The sequence below is a fragment of the Halobacteriovorax marinus SJ genome, assembly GCF_000210915.2.
GTDB lineage: Bacteria > Bdellovibrionota > Bacteriovoracia > Bacteriovoracales > Bacteriovoracaceae > Halobacteriovorax > Halobacteriovorax marinus.
In genome coordinates, this window is sequence record NC_016620.1 from 563,501 (window position 1) to 577,121 (window position 13,621).

Annotated in this window: 11 protein-coding genes; 8 read left to right on the forward strand and 3 right to left on the reverse strand. The window is 36.6% G+C overall.

Translation table 11 applies throughout. The annotated features are described in order from the left end of the window. Positions 1-89: 89 nt before the first annotated feature. The 4 genes from BMS_RS02645 to BMS_RS02660 are packed head-to-tail and all read left to right on the forward strand — an operon-like array spanning position 90 to position 6,761. The gene (locus BMS_RS02645) at positions 90-833 is read left to right on the forward strand and encodes a formyltransferase family protein (RefSeq protein WP_014243239.1); all 744 of its coding nucleotides are present in this window, start codon (positions 90-92) and stop codon (positions 831-833) included. Beyond that, positions 830-3,163: an AMP-binding protein gene (locus tag BMS_RS02650; RefSeq protein ID WP_014243240.1), complete on the forward strand. Its 2,334-nt coding sequence runs from the start codon at positions 830-832 to the stop codon at positions 3,161-3,163. The genes BMS_RS02645 and BMS_RS02650 overlap by 4 nt, the downstream gene beginning before the upstream one ends. After that, positions 3,164-4,078, forward strand: a complete 915-nt coding sequence (locus tag BMS_RS16625) for a hypothetical protein (RefSeq protein WP_014243241.1) — start codon at positions 3,164-3,166, stop codon at positions 4,076-4,078. Positions 4,079-4,085: 7 nt separating this feature from the next. After that, positions 4,086-6,761: a phosphoenolpyruvate synthase gene (locus tag BMS_RS02660; RefSeq protein WP_014243242.1), complete on the forward strand. Its 2,676-nt coding sequence runs from the start codon at positions 4,086-4,088 to the stop codon at positions 6,759-6,761. Between the two features lie 127 nt (positions 6,762-6,888). Here BMS_RS02660 and BMS_RS16630 read toward each other — a convergent pair whose 3' ends face one another. Further along, positions 6,889-7,308 (reverse strand): hypothetical protein, encoded by a 420-nt coding sequence (locus BMS_RS16630; protein WP_014243243.1) that lies wholly within the window; start codon positions 7,306-7,308, stop codon positions 6,889-6,891. Positions 7,309-7,403: 95 nt separating this feature from the next. Here BMS_RS16630 and uvrC point away from each other — a divergent pair, with 95 nt between their 5' ends. Next, the gene (gene uvrC / locus BMS_RS02670; protein ID WP_014243244.1) at positions 7,404-9,266 is read left to right on the forward strand and encodes an excinuclease ABC subunit UvrC; all 1,863 of its coding nucleotides are present in this window, start codon (positions 7,404-7,406) and stop codon (positions 9,264-9,266) included. 4 nt (positions 9,267-9,270) lie between these two features. Here uvrC and BMS_RS02675 read toward each other — a convergent pair whose 3' ends face one another. Continuing rightward, complete coding sequence (locus BMS_RS02675) at positions 9,271-9,483, reverse strand: hypothetical protein (protein ID WP_014243245.1); 213 nt, start codon at positions 9,481-9,483, stop codon at positions 9,271-9,273. A gap of 144 nt (positions 9,484-9,627) precedes the next feature. On the opposite strand from BMS_RS02675, the gene BMS_RS02680 reads away from it, so the two are divergent. Both BMS_RS02680 and BMS_RS02685 read left to right on the forward strand, forming a co-directional pair. After that, positions 9,628-10,488, forward strand: coding sequence for a uracil-DNA glycosylase family protein (locus BMS_RS02680; protein ID WP_014243246.1), 861 nt, complete (start codon positions 9,628-9,630; stop codon positions 10,486-10,488). Positions 10,489-10,554: 66 nt separating this feature from the next. Further along, positions 10,555-11,757, forward strand: coding sequence for a SpoIID/LytB domain-containing protein (locus BMS_RS02685; protein ID WP_014243247.1), 1,203 nt, complete (start codon positions 10,555-10,557; stop codon positions 11,755-11,757). 53 nt (positions 11,758-11,810) lie between these two features. Here the strand turns inward: BMS_RS02685 and BMS_RS02690 are convergent, their stop codons facing one another. Beyond that, positions 11,811-12,437 (reverse strand): hypothetical protein, encoded by a 627-nt coding sequence (locus BMS_RS02690; protein ID WP_014243248.1) that lies wholly within the window; start codon positions 12,435-12,437, stop codon positions 11,811-11,813. Positions 12,438-12,602: 165 nt separating this feature from the next. Here BMS_RS02690 and BMS_RS02695 point away from each other — a divergent pair, with 165 nt between their 5' ends. Next, complete coding sequence (locus BMS_RS02695; protein WP_014243249.1) at positions 12,603-13,565, forward strand: hypothetical protein; 963 nt, start codon at positions 12,603-12,605, stop codon at positions 13,563-13,565. The last annotated feature ends 56 nt before the right edge of the window (positions 13,566-13,621 follow it).

Sequence of the window (13,621 nt, forward strand, 5' to 3'; positions counted from 1 at the left end):
TTTATTTCAAGAAATTTCATATATTGTAATGCCTCCCAAGTGGAGGCATTTACCTATCTCAGCGTAAAGTGAGATAGCTTGGAGAAGAGTTGAAGGTAGTACTTGTTACGAGTCAACTTAACTATATGCCTGCTAATTACTCAAAAACCATTGAGGGCATTCTTGCGTCTTCAAACGGGCGAATAACTTCCTTAATAGAAATTGAAAACTTAGATTATAGCTACATTAAAAGTGGTCTAGGGTTAATATTCTATGGCGCCAAGAACTTTGGCACTCAGCTGATTAAAAATTTAATTCAAGCAAAAATATCTTCTAAGAAGTCTCTATGTGAAAAGTATAAAGTGGATCATAGACTTTTTAAAAGTATCAATTCAAAAGAAGCGATTGAGTTTTTAGAAAAAGAGAAATTCGATCTTTTAATAAATCTTAGAACTAGATGTATCTATAAAAAGAAAGCTCTAAACTCTACAAGACTTGGGTGTGTGAATATTCACCACGGCTTATTACCAAAGTACAGGGGCACAATGTGCGATCTAAATGCACTAAGTGAGAACCGAGAAGCTGGATTCTCTATTCATGTTATGGATGAGAAAATTGATAATGGAGCAATTCTAAAAGTTGTCTCCATAACAGCAAATGAAAAAGATTATTTTAAATACTTAGGTTTGACGAAGGATTATGAAATTAAAGCAATAACAGAGTTACTCGACTTTGTTGCTGAAAATAATACTCTTCCCGAGGGGGAAGAGAATCACGTTGCAGGAAGTGTTTATACAAAAACTCCAGACATAAAAAAAGTAAGAGAATATATAAAGAAAGGAATGATTCTATGATTAAGGCCATTGTCTATCACGGTTCTCCGGGAACAGAAGAGGACTTTAAGTTTTTAGAAGGTTATCTTGAGAACGTCGTGATGGCCTCCAGAGGGAAGTCATATGACGGAGATATTTATATTGGATATTCGTTTGGAAGCTACTTTGCGATAAAGGATTTTGTAAATAATCCAAAAGCAAGTAAGCTAATTTTGATCTCACCATATTTATTTTCTGAACCCTTAGGTAGTTTGAAGAAGTTACTATTAAGTAATTCTCTAAGTGCAAATTTCTTAATCTCAAAGTTAAAAGATAAAATTATTGATGAATTAATTGAGAAGTCGGCTCATCCAAAAAGTGCTTCCAATGAGTACCGTGAAATAGCGGCGAGATATAATAATGTCAATATTCTTCAAAGGGCTGCACTAGAGAAGGAAATTCCTGCAAGTGAAATAGAAGATCTGTGCAAGAAGTGCAAAGATAGAGAAGTCGTCATCATTTGGGGGGACCAAGATCAGTCTACAGATCTAGGGCATATTCAAAGAATTCGAAAATTAATCACAGCAAAAGAAATTACTTTAACTGGAGCCGGTCACGCGATCCCATGGACTCACCGAGAAGAGGTGATGAAGTATATTCTAGAAAATAGTAAGGAGAGAATTGGCTATCATAGTGGAGAGAGTGCAGGTAATAACGTTGCAACTTTTCTGCGTGAGCATGTGCGAGAGAATCCTGAAAAAAGTGTTCTTACTTGGGTAGACTTACAGAAAATTTCAGGATGGAAGGGAGATTTAAACACACCTCTTCCCCATGAATCGATTAGTGTTAAAGAGCTAGATCATCTTGTTTCTAAAATATCAGGAGGTCTTTTAAAATTAGGTATAAAGAAAGGTGATAGAGTGATTATCTTTATCCCTATGTCTTTACAGTTATATGCAGCGATGTTTGCCCTTCAAAAAATTGGAGCGGTCGCGGTTTTTCTCGATAGCTGGGCAAGGAGAGATCAACTGGGGGTGAGTGCACAGACTGCGGAGCCAAAGGCCATCCTTTCTCTAGAGAAAGCCTTCATGTATCTTAAAGGGGTTCAGGAGATCGAAGATATTGAGTTGAAGATTTCTGTTGGGCCAGTTGAAGGGAAGTACGACTCTTCTTTAGAGGAGTTAATGCAAAGTGAACCTAATGATGAGATCACACCTGTTGAAAAAGAACATACTGCACTTATAACATTTACAACAGGAAGTTCTGGAAAGCCAAAGGGAGCAGATCGCTCCCATCGATTCTTATCTGCTCAGCACTATGCTCTAAATAGGCATATTCCATATATTGAAAGCGATGTTGATTTGCCAGTCTTTCCTATATTCTCTTTGAATAATTTAGCAGCAGGGGTAACAACAGTAATTCCAGCAATAGATGTTGGGGCCCCGAATGAGAGAGATCCTCTAATTCTTATCGCTCAATTTCTTACGATGAAAGTCACATGTACAACACTTTCACCGTCTCTATTAAATGCTGTGAGTGCATTCTGTTTAAAGAATAATTTAAAACTCAACGGACTTAAGAGAATTGTAACTGGAGGAGCTCCTGTCTCAAGAGATGATGTTCAAAGGATTAAAGAGGCCGCTCCGAATGCAGAGATTCTCGTTCTCTATGGATCAACTGAGGTTGAACCTATGGCCCATATTGAAGCAAAAGACATGCTTGCTCAAGTTGGAGATGACGATCCTGAGATTGTAGAGCCAGGGGTTAATGTTGGTAAGTTTGATTCAGGACTTGAAGTTAAATATATAAAAATAATTAATGATCCAATTACTATTAACTCTGAATCTGAATGGCAAGATATTGAAGTCGCAAAGGGAAGTGCTGGAGAGATTATTGTCTCTGGGGAACATGTCTGTCGAAACTATTATAACAATGAAGAAGCATTTAAGAAGACGAAGATTGTCGATAATCAAAATCGTGTCTGGCACAGAACAGGGGACCTTGGTTTCGAAGACGAGAAGGGAGACCTTTGGTTAGTTGGTCGTGTACATAATGCAATCAATAGAGGTGGGGAGTATTGTTTTCCTGTTCGCGCTGAAATTGTAATGAAGCGTGTTTCGGGCCTACTGCATGCAGCTTATCTTGGCATTCCCGATGATAGGCTTACAGAAAAGCCTATCGCTGTTTTCAGTGTAAAAGAGGGTGAGGATGCAAGTCTTGTTAGAAGTGAAATAGAGAGAATGTTAACGAAGAATGAAATCATCTTCGATGATATTATTCATGTTGAATCAATCCCAATGGATCCAAGACATCATTCGAAAGTTGAATATCACGTTCTTCGAGATAGTCTAAAGAATGAGGGAAAAATATAGATGCAAAGGTATAACTCTAGCGAGGCTGATAGAGAATATTTAGAAGATAGAAGAAAGTGGCTAACTTTCTTTAAAGAGAGGTTCGATCCTCTTAGTCATCTTGTTATGATAATTCTCTTTATTAGTGGACACTTCTCTTTAGTCGATATGAAGATAGGTGTAGAGGTTATTCTTGCCTTTGTTGGTACAGTGGTTTTTTTCTTTAAATTGCGATGCTTTGATGAAATTAAAGACTTAGATTTAGATTTTAAAATTAACTCAACTAGACCGCTTCCAAGAGGGCTGGTATCAGTTTTTGAAGTTAAAGATATGGCACTCTTATGTCTACTACTTGAGAATCTTATTTTCTATAGTATTAGCATTAAGAGTGGAGTGGCGATGAGTCTCGCTTCTCTCTACTCATTGATTATGTATAAAGAATTCTTTCTTGGTACTAAGTTTAGAGATAAGCTTACAACCTATGCTACAGCCCATACTCTCGTAACTATTCTATTGAGCCTAAGTATCTTTTGTGCGCTCTTAAACGATTCTATATTTAATTTAGATTTCAAATATTATGCATTCTCAATTGTGAGTTGGTTACTTTTTAATATTTTTGAATTAGGTAGAAAGACTTTTCTTGCTTCTGAGGAGAAGAACCAAGTTGAATCATATTCAAAAGTTTGGGGGAAGATGGGAGCTGTAGTTTTGGTGCTCATTCATGTTTGCCTGGCTGAGTATATTCTTATAGAAGTTGTTGGGCTTAAGTCTAATTTTTCTTATTTCTACTTTGGTTCTTGCTTGGGACTCTTTATAGCTTTAAGTGCCCTCTTTCTTATTAAGAATGAGGGAGCTGGTGGAAAGATCTATAGAGGGTTTTCATCGTTTTATATCATTCTCATTTACTTAGGTGTAGTCATCGAAAGGATTATATAGGTACTTTATGCTTTTAATTAACAAAGACACGACAGAGAGTTTTGCTAAGAAACAGGCCGGTGGAAAGGGATATAACCTCTACTTATTGGCGAGAAAGGGAGTCAATGTTCCCAACTTTTCAGTAATACCCGCTTATCTATTTGAAAACTTTGTCGAGAGAAATGGATTAAGAGAAGCTATTAATGAAGCATTGGAAAAGGCTTCTTTTAAAGAAGCTGCAAAGCAGATAGAAGAGATTATCTTAAAAGGTGTCTTTACTGCGAATGAGAAGGAAACTATTGAACTTTTAATTAAGTCGTTCTCATCAACTCATTTCTCAGTGAGATCAAGTGCTGGTGATGAAGACGGTGGTGAGCACTCTTATGCAGGACAATTATCTTCTTATTTATATATCTCCTCTCTATCAAAGTGTTTAGAGTCTATAAAGAAGTGTTGGGCTTCTGCGTTTTCTGAGAGATGTCTCGTCTATAGAAAAGAAAACTCAATCAATCTAGATAGAATTCTTGTTTCTGTCGTCATCCAGGAGATGATTGATCCTGAAATTAGTGGAGTCGTTTTTACCTGTAACCCCGTTACAAATAATACGGAAGAAATAATGATCAACTCCGTTTACGGAGTGGGCGAGGGACTTGTATCGGGATTATTAGAAGGCGATACATTTATAGTTTCAAAGATAGATGCAAAAGTAACTAGTAGAGAGATTGTTGAAAAAGAGAAGGCTCTCAAAGGGGACTTTGAAAATGAAAGAATTATTGAAGTTGCAATTGATAAGGATAAGGCCGAGTTTGAATCACTGAATGAAGCTCAGATAACTCAATTATGTTCTGAGGCCACAAAAATAGAGGATATGTATCAATGTGCTCAGGATATTGAATGGGCAATTTATGATGATAAAATCTATATCCTTCAGACTAGGCCTGTAACAACTCTTGCAGCGACTAGTAAAGGAATCTTAAATCTATGGGATAATTCAAATATTGTAGAAAGTTATGGAGGTATTACCAAACCATTAACTTATGGTTTTGCTAGATATGTTTATAATCAAGTCTATATTCAATTCTGTGAAGTACTGATGGTGCCTCAGAATCATATTAAAGAGATGAACTTCTTTTTAAAGAATATGCTTGGTCTATTTTATGGACGTGTTTATTACAATCTCTTCAATTGGTATAAGCTCACAAGTATTCTTCCTGGCTATAAGTTTAATAGACAATTTATGGAAACAATGATGGGAACAAGTGAATCTCTAGGGGATGAAATTGCAGAGAGAATTAAGCCTCCTAAGTTTCACCACTCCTTTGGGTCGCGAGTTAGAAAGTTTTTAACAGGATTTAAGTTCTTTTACTTTCATTTAAATATTCAAAATATTGTAGATAAATTTCTCATAGATTTTCACAAGATCTATGATGTCTATAGAAAGAAAGATTATTACTCAATGAGTGCGGATCAAATATATGATGAGTATATGGGACTTGAAAAGGATATCCTTTGGAAGTGGCACGCTCCAATTATAAATGACTTTCTCTGTATGGTTCACTTCGGTGTTTATAAGAAGCTAACAGAAAAGTGGCTTGATCACCTAGGGCAAAACTTCCACAACGACCTCTTGGCCGGTAATGGAAATCTTGAATCAGCAGAGCCAACGAAGCAATTGATTAGGCTCTCTGGAGTTGTCGTAAAGACAAATGGTCTTAGAGACTTTATTTTTGCAAATGAGAATGAGTTCTTATTAGAGGCCCTCAACCAATCTGAATATCAAGAGTTTTACGAAATGGTGAAGACTTACTTAGATAAGTATGGATTCCGTTGTATGAGTGAAATGAAGCTCGAACAAAAAGATATGCACCTAGAGCCAAAGCTTTTCTTTATATTTCTAAAAAATATTATTAACTCTGGACAGACAAACTTAGAGGAGTTTGAAAAGAGAGAAAAAGAGATTCGAGAGAATGCTGAGAAACTTCTGAGTGAGAATATCTCAGGCTTTAAAGGAGTGATATACTCGTGGTCTTTAAAGCACGCGCGAAAAGCTGTGATGAATAGAGAGAATACGCGCTTTTGTAGAACAAGAATTTACGGAGTGGTTCGCTCGATGTTCTATGCTATGGGTGAGAATTTTGCGAAGAGTGGAATTATTGCTAAAGATGAAGATATCTTCTTCCTCGATCTTGAGGAACTAAAAGGTGCCTTTGAGGGAACAAACTCAATTCAGAATCTAAAAGAAGTGATTAAAACGCGAAAGGCCCAGTATGAACTCTATGAGGATAGTGAACCAGATAGTCGATTTATGACAAGAGGACCTGTTTATTGGAAGAATAATCACTTCCCACCTCCGGTTGTTGTGGATCAAAATATTGAGCTTAAAGAGAATGAGATGCTGGGACTTGGCTGTTGTCCAGGAATTGTTGAGGGAGTGGTGAAAGTGATTCTCTCTCCTGAAGATAATCTGGAGTTAAACGGAGAGATTCTTGTCACTCATAGAACAGATCCAGGCTGGATTCCTCTCTATCCTTCTGCAAGTGCATTACTTGTGGAGAGAGGAGGGCTTCTATCTCACTCTGCAATTGTTGCTAGAGAGATGGGGCTTCCAACTATTGTTTCGGTCAAAGGACTTACAAAAAGGCTTGAGACAGGAATGAGAATTAGAATCAATGGAGAGAGTGGTCTGATTGAGATCTTGGAATAAAAAAAGGCCTTTTGAGCCTTTGGAAAACTATGGAATAAAAAAAAGGCCTCTTAGGCCTTTGGTTTTCATGAATAGATTTCAATATGAGATAGAATAAAAAAAAGGCCTATCAGGCCTTTTTTGTATTCTATTTATTATGAATAAGTGTTTTGATTTGGTGGCGGAAGATAACCTCTATTTTATCGTTATCAATTGTCTTATCAACTACGCCTGGTCCAAATTTAACGTGATCAATAATATCACCTTGAGCAAATTGACCCTTGATTGAATAAGGTTGAGACTTTGATGTGGCTGAGTTAATAGCTTCCATCCAAAGATCTGCAACAGATGTTGTTGTCTTAGAAATCTTTTTACTTGTCTTCTTTCTTGTACTTGCCTTCATCTTTACAGCTGAAGGGTCTTTATATGCATGAGTACTCTTACAAGTTCTACATTCTACTCTATGGATTGTCTGTGCGTCTTTCATCGCAACGATAGTATGTGCTAAAGTTAGTTTACACTTTGAACAATAGGAAAGGATCTCTTTTCCTACATTTAAATCAGACATTCTGATACCTTTGTTTTGGATTTGTTATAATGAATTGTTAGTATAATAGAATATAAAGGAGTTTCGGCAAAGTAAAGACGGAACGCAATGCAAATATGCAGAATAATTTATTAAATAAAGCAAAAACATTACCAAATAAACCCGGTTGCTATCTTATGAAGAAAGCGAAGGGCACAGATGAAATTATTCTCTATGTGGGTAAAGCAAAAAACTTGAGGAAAAGAGTTTCAAGCTACTTCAATAACTCGTCCAAATCTCCAAAAACAGAAATTCTTGTCTCTCATATAAATGATTTTGATTTTATTATGACAGATACGGACTCCGAGGCCTTTGTTTTAGAAAATAATCTCATCAAGAAGCACTCGCCTAAATATAATATTCGTTTAAAAGATGATAAGTCCTATCCGTATATTATTGTAAATCTCAATGAAGATTTTCCTCGACTAGTATATGAGAGAAGGCCATCAAAGAAAAAGGGACAGCTTGTCTTTGGACCTTTTGTCGTTGGAAGTAATATTTCAGAAGTTCTTCGAGTTCTTACTAAATCATTTAATTTGAGAGATTGTTCACTCAAGGAGTTCAACTCTAGAAAAGAGCCTTGTCTTCTCTATCAAATGAAACAGTGTAGTGCCCCGTGTGTGGACCTTATAAATAAGAGTGACTACTCAAAAGATCTGGATCTCGCTCTAAGTTTTTTTAGAGGTTCTGGTCGAGAAGGAGTGTTGGCCTTAGAAGAGAAGATGTTTAAGTATGCTGAGCTTGAGCAATTTGAGAGGGCCGCGCTTCTTCGCGATAATATAGAAATTTTAAAAACCTTTCTTGAAGGATCTAAGCAAACTAATGCTGAGATTTCTAGCTCTGTTAAGAATATTGATATTGTTGCCTACCATGTTGGAGAGGTGGAGATTGATATCTCCCTATATATGATGAGAGAGGGAGTGCTCTTAGGTCATAAGAACTTTCACTTTCCAGCAATAGACTGTAGCGATTCTTACGATGACGAGGTCGCACAGTATATATTTCAGTACTACAGTTCTACTTTTGATAAGATGCCAGATAGAGTGATTACAAATTTTTCTAATGAGATTAATGAAGTTCTCTCTAAGGCCTTTGAGCAAGTACACGAGATTAAGGTAAAGTGCACAGGAGCTGGTCGAAAGTTTAATTCCTTGATGAAGTTGACTATGGACCATGCATTCGAACATCAGAGAGTTAGAATACTAAATGAAGACAGTACATATATTGGACTAAATCGCCTCAAAGACTTACTAGGTTTAAGAGAGAGACCTGTTGTTCTTGAATGTTATGATATTGCAATTTTTCAGGGAAAGTCTCCAACTGCTTCACAGATTGTTTTCACTGATGGAAGGGCAGATAAGAGTAAGTATAGACACTTTCATCTCGAGGAAAGGCCAGAGGGAAATAATGACTTTGCCATGATGAGTGAAGTTATTAATAGACGTATTAAAAAAGGTAATCTTCCGGATATCTTTGTGGTTGATGGGGGGATTGGCCAAGTAAATATTTTCTTAGGTGCTCTTAAAGATCATAATGTTGAAGTGCCTGTGGTAGGAATTGCTAAATCAAAAGTCAGCAAGAAGTCTACGTTTAAATCAAAGGAAGTTGAAAGAACAGATGAGAGATTAATTATACCTGGTCGCTCAAATCCTTTTCAGTTAAGTAAGTGTAAATCTTTATTTAGAATACTTACTCAAATGAGAGATGAGGCCCATCGTTTCTCTCGAAGGCTTCACCATAAAGAGGAGAAGAGAAAGCTCATATCGAGTTGGATTGATCAGGTCGAAGGAGTCGGTCCTATAACTAAGAAGAAAATTATTTCTAGATTAGATAAATCTGTAAGTGAATTAAAGCTTATGAATGAAAGAGATATAGAATCTTATTTTGAAGTGTCAAAGAAGGTAGCAAAGGCCATCGTAAAAACTCTGGCCCTTAAATAAAACCTTAATTGATAATATGAATCATTTTCTTATTACCTTGCCCGCATTCTGGACATCTGGCAGTTTCCTGAACAATGAGATTTTTGAAGTCTGAAAGGTGAGTTTGCACAAGTTTAGCGTTACAAATATTGCAGTTATCCATATGTTTTTTTACTTGATCGATATCTCCATAATATTCTTCAAATTTTTCAAAGCGGAAGTCTAGTTCTTGTGACATTAAGCCATCTCCTTGCAGGTATTCAATGTTCTATTATATTTTTCGGGTTATTTTCGACTTCAATTAATTTGTGGTATGTTTATTTTGAACTAGGGACCTATTTACCTAGTAAACACTTAAAATCAGATAGGCTTTATTTAAGAGATGAGTAAATACCAGAAGTTACGCAATGAAATCAGTAAGATAGAAGGTTCCAAAGGAATAGCTAAGTTCTATTCAGGGGCCCTCTTTGCGGATACTTCTTGGTATACGGCAACCCTAGATGAGCCTGAGATTGAAGAGGGAAGCGCTCCTGTAGCACTAAGCACAACTGTTGAAGAGGAGCTCCCACCTCAAAGACCAAGCGCAGAAGGCTCGCCGTCAAAGGCCGAAGTGCTAAGCTCTTTGGCCAAGAAAATTGATGAAAAGGGAGCTGTTCAGTCCCGCTTCGGAAATATTACGAAGGATGAGAAGGCCATTTCCTTAGGTTCTAAGTTGATATTAACTAAGGATCAAAGTGAGTATAAGAAATGGATCGAATCAAACCTTTCTTCTTTTGAGTTTGAAAAATTTGAAGGTGTCTCCGCACTAATTGTTGGGGAGTCTCGTAATGTAGACCTAAACAGCGAGCAGGCCCACTATAAATTTAGTCATGATAATACAGAGCTATTAGGGAAAATGATTATTCCCATGAAGCTTGAGGAAGGAGAGTTTCTTAGAGCGTCTCTACTTGGAGATACTGATGCGGAAGTTCTACAGAACCTTCTGTGTGAAATCGCTCTCTTTAAACCTAAGGCCGTTATTTCTCTTGGTGCTGTCGCTACGAACTTTCTCTATGGGAAAAAAGAGAAGCTATCAAAAATTCATGGGCAAGAGTTAGAGAGAATTATTGAAATAGGTGATGAGAGTATCAACTTTACATTATTTCCTATTTTCCATCCCGATTTACTTGAAATTAATCCATCAATGAAGAGAACTGCATGGATGGATCTTCAAAAAGTCATGAAATTCTTAGGTAAAATTTAATATTACATTGAGACCTTTTAAATTTAAGCATACAATATTTAAGGAACAACTCAGGATGGAGTTCACTTGCATAGGATATGCTTCACTTTTATTTTTCTCTTAGTATCACTCTCTGATTCATTTGGAGAAATTACTCCTATTCTAGTTACGGGAACACCTGAGCCCAAGATAAGAGTGCGAGTCAATAAATCCCTAAAAAATGTCATTATATCCGGTACAGATCTTAATCGAACTTTTCATATTGGTAATCAAACGAAGTCTTTCTCGGGGAGAAAGAAGATAAAGTTCAATTGTAATCTCTTTGGAAAGTCTCAAAGATTTAAGGCAAAGGGACCAACTCTTTTAGCATCATTAAACTCTATGACTGGCCTTGTGACAGTAGGTGATAAGAAGTACATGGGTACTGTTGATATTGTTAGCTCTGAAACTAATGATAGTTGTGATGTCATTCAAGAGACGAGGCTAGAGGATTACATAAGTGGTTTACTTGCTAAGGAGATGAATAGTGCATGGCCAATTGAAGCCCTGAAAGCGCAAGCTGTTGCCGCAAGATCTTATGCCTTACATAAGATGGAGACTGACCATGTTTCAAGAACACTTGGGCATGATGCCCACTATGATCTGGAGAGCTCGGAAAAACATCAAGTCTCTGGAAGCTTCTTTGATATTACCAGAAACACAGACCTCGCAACATCAGAGACAATGGGAGAGGTTCTAGTAACACCAAATGGAAAGTTAACTCCTATTTTCTTTCACGCAAAGTGTGGAGGAAAAATTCTGAGACCGGATCAAGTTTGGAGTAATGCTGTGACTGGTTACAATGCAAATCCTAAAGGAAACTACTGTCATGGCCATGGTCAAAAAGACTGGGTAAAAGGTCTTAGTTATGATCGTTTTGCATCGTTTTTAAAATGGCTTCAAAGAAAGAAGTTGATTCATGTTAAGAGTAAAATTAGTGGAAAGAAGAGAATAAAAATTCTTAAAGATAATAGAGACAGAAATAGTCTGAGACTATATTGGGGTGATATACATATCGTTGTTAAGAAGCCTCTTTTTAGAAGGTACTTTGGAAGAATTCTCTTTCCTTCTAATAATTTCTCGATGAATTGGAATACACAGAAATCGAAGTTTATAATCAGTGGAAGTGGTCTTGGTCACGGTGTAGGGATGTGTCAGTTAGGAGCCTTGGATATGGCCAAGAAGGGCTGGGGTTACCGAAAAATTCTCTCTCACTACTTTCCTGGTCATAAAATTGAGAAGGCCTATTAAAAAGGCCCTATTTCTAGGGCCTCTCTTCTTATATTAATTTTTTAAAATTTGAATTAGTAAGAAACACATCCAACTTTAGTAAACCAAGTGTCTACTTTAAAGACTGGTAGGTAAGGGTAGTTTGGATCAACTTGAGACTGCATTGTTGTCTGTGAAGAATCAACCATACCGTGTCCACAACTTACTTCGTCGTCTAAAACAATCTTACCTGCAAAATTTGTAAGTTGTCTTGAGTCACTTATGTAAGGAGCACCACTACTTGAGTTCATTGAACACATTGAGAGTAGTACGTTATAGCCAATAACTTGAGATCCGTTAGTGACCTTTTGAACGATCATGACATCGCCGTAGTAACCAACTCCAATATATTCTCTGGCCACTGTCGTTCCTCCAATTCCGCCAGCATTAAATGTACCTTGGATTGTTGTCTGAGAGTTTCCTGAGAAAGAACTTGAGCTAAAAGAATAAATATTACTAAGTCTATTTCCACTTCTACAATTAATTTGGCTCAGTAGATTAGAGTAATTACCTGCACTCAGCTGAGGTGTATTAGTTGTAGGAAGAGTTACTCCTGTTGTGGTGGAAGAGACAGTGTTCTTTTTCTTGTCATCACCACACGACCAAAATAGTGTCGCTGCGAGAGTAAAAATAGCTACCTTTTTTAATGAATGCGTCTTCATTTGTTTCTCCTCAAAGGCTCCTTTGGCCTAAGCGATTAGACTTTTCTCTTATCATTTCGGTTATTGGAGCAAATTACTTTAGGAAAAATAGACCTCTCTCAATTTTTCTTAATGAAAACTCTGTAATTTGGTAAACTTATAAAATATCCATAAAGAGAGTTTAGAATGAATTTTACGAGTATTCTAAAAAGCGCATTTAATTATAGGCTTTTAAAAACAGATGAAGAAGTTAGGTTTAGGCTTTTCAATGGCCTAAAAATTGCCTCTATTCCCGTTTTAACTTGTTGTGTTCTCATCATCTTCTTATGGGTCTTCCTGTCTATGGACCTAGTTTTCTTTAAATCCAATGGATATGCTAATTTTGAGCAGTTTAATGAAGTTTTCTATGACTTCATTATCTCTAAGCTTCTTGAGTTCTCAGTGATTTTCATAGGGCTCTTTACAATGACTCTCATTTTTGGAATTTATATTTCAGAGCTGCTCTTACGTCCATTTAGAGTTATTGGTGATTACTGTGAGAAATTCCTTGAAGATAGAACGACTTCATATGATCCAGACTTCTTTAGTGACTTAAAGCTTCTTACTAGGTTTAGTGAGTGGTTCTTTAATACAATCTATATAGCTGATCAGAATGGTATGTTAAAGCCAATTGAAGTTCCTCAGAAATTTACGAGAATTCATAAACCCGTCTTTGAGAAGGGATTCTTTCTACAGTTTTCTTTCTTAATTCTTGCGACCTCAATTGTGTCGGTTATTTTCTTCTATGAAGTTATTGGGGGAGTGCACGAGCAGGTTGTGCAAATGGCCTTCGATATTCTTCCTAATAAATATGAGATTCAATACTTTCTTCTCTATCAAACTTCTGTCTTAGGAAGCATAATTGTGGGGACTTTAATAGTGCAAGTTTTTGCCTATATTCTTCTTTCGGTAAACCTCTATAAGAAAGTTTCCACTCCAGCTTTTGGAATTTTTGCAACGATGAGATCCTTCATAAAGGGGCGCTACGACTCACGAGTTCACCTCATCGGATATTCCTATCTTAGGCCACAATGCAGAAAATTGAACAAATATTTATCTGAAATGCAAAAGTCTTTACATAAAGCTGACAAAAATAGCATTCAGGATTAGTATAATAACGTCGAGATATAGAAAACTGAACGAATAAGAAATTCGATATAAATAAC

Excerpts from the sequence above, each read along its gene's own strand:
- BMS_RS02650 (WP_014243240.1), top strand. The coding sequence starts at position 830 with ATGATTAAGGCCATTGTCTATCACGGTTCTCCGGGAACAGAAGAGGAC.
- BMS_RS16625 (WP_014243241.1), top strand. The coding sequence starts at position 3,164 with ATGCAAAGGTATAACTCTAGCGAGGCTGATAGAGAATATTTAGAAGAT.
- BMS_RS02660 (WP_014243242.1), top strand. The coding sequence starts at position 4,086 with ATGCTTTTAATTAACAAAGACACGACAGAGAGTTTTGCTAAGAAACAG.
- BMS_RS16630 (WP_014243243.1), bottom strand. The coding sequence starts at position 7,308 with ATGTCTGATTTAAATGTAGGAAAAGAGATCCTTTCCTATTGTTCAAAG.
- uvrC (WP_014243244.1), top strand. The coding sequence starts at position 7,404 with ATGCAGAATAATTTATTAAATAAAGCAAAAACATTACCAAATAAACCC.
- BMS_RS02675 (WP_014243245.1), bottom strand. The coding sequence starts at position 9,483 with ATGTCACAAGAACTAGACTTCCGCTTTGAAAAATTTGAAGAATATTAT.
- BMS_RS02680 (WP_014243246.1), top strand. The coding sequence starts at position 9,628 with ATGAGTAAATACCAGAAGTTACGCAATGAAATCAGTAAGATAGAAGGT.
- BMS_RS02690 (WP_014243248.1), bottom strand. The coding sequence starts at position 12,437 with ATGAAGACGCATTCATTAAAAAAGGTAGCTATTTTTACTCTCGCAGCG.
- BMS_RS02695 (WP_014243249.1), top strand. The coding sequence starts at position 12,603 with ATGAATTTTACGAGTATTCTAAAAAGCGCATTTAATTATAGGCTTTTA.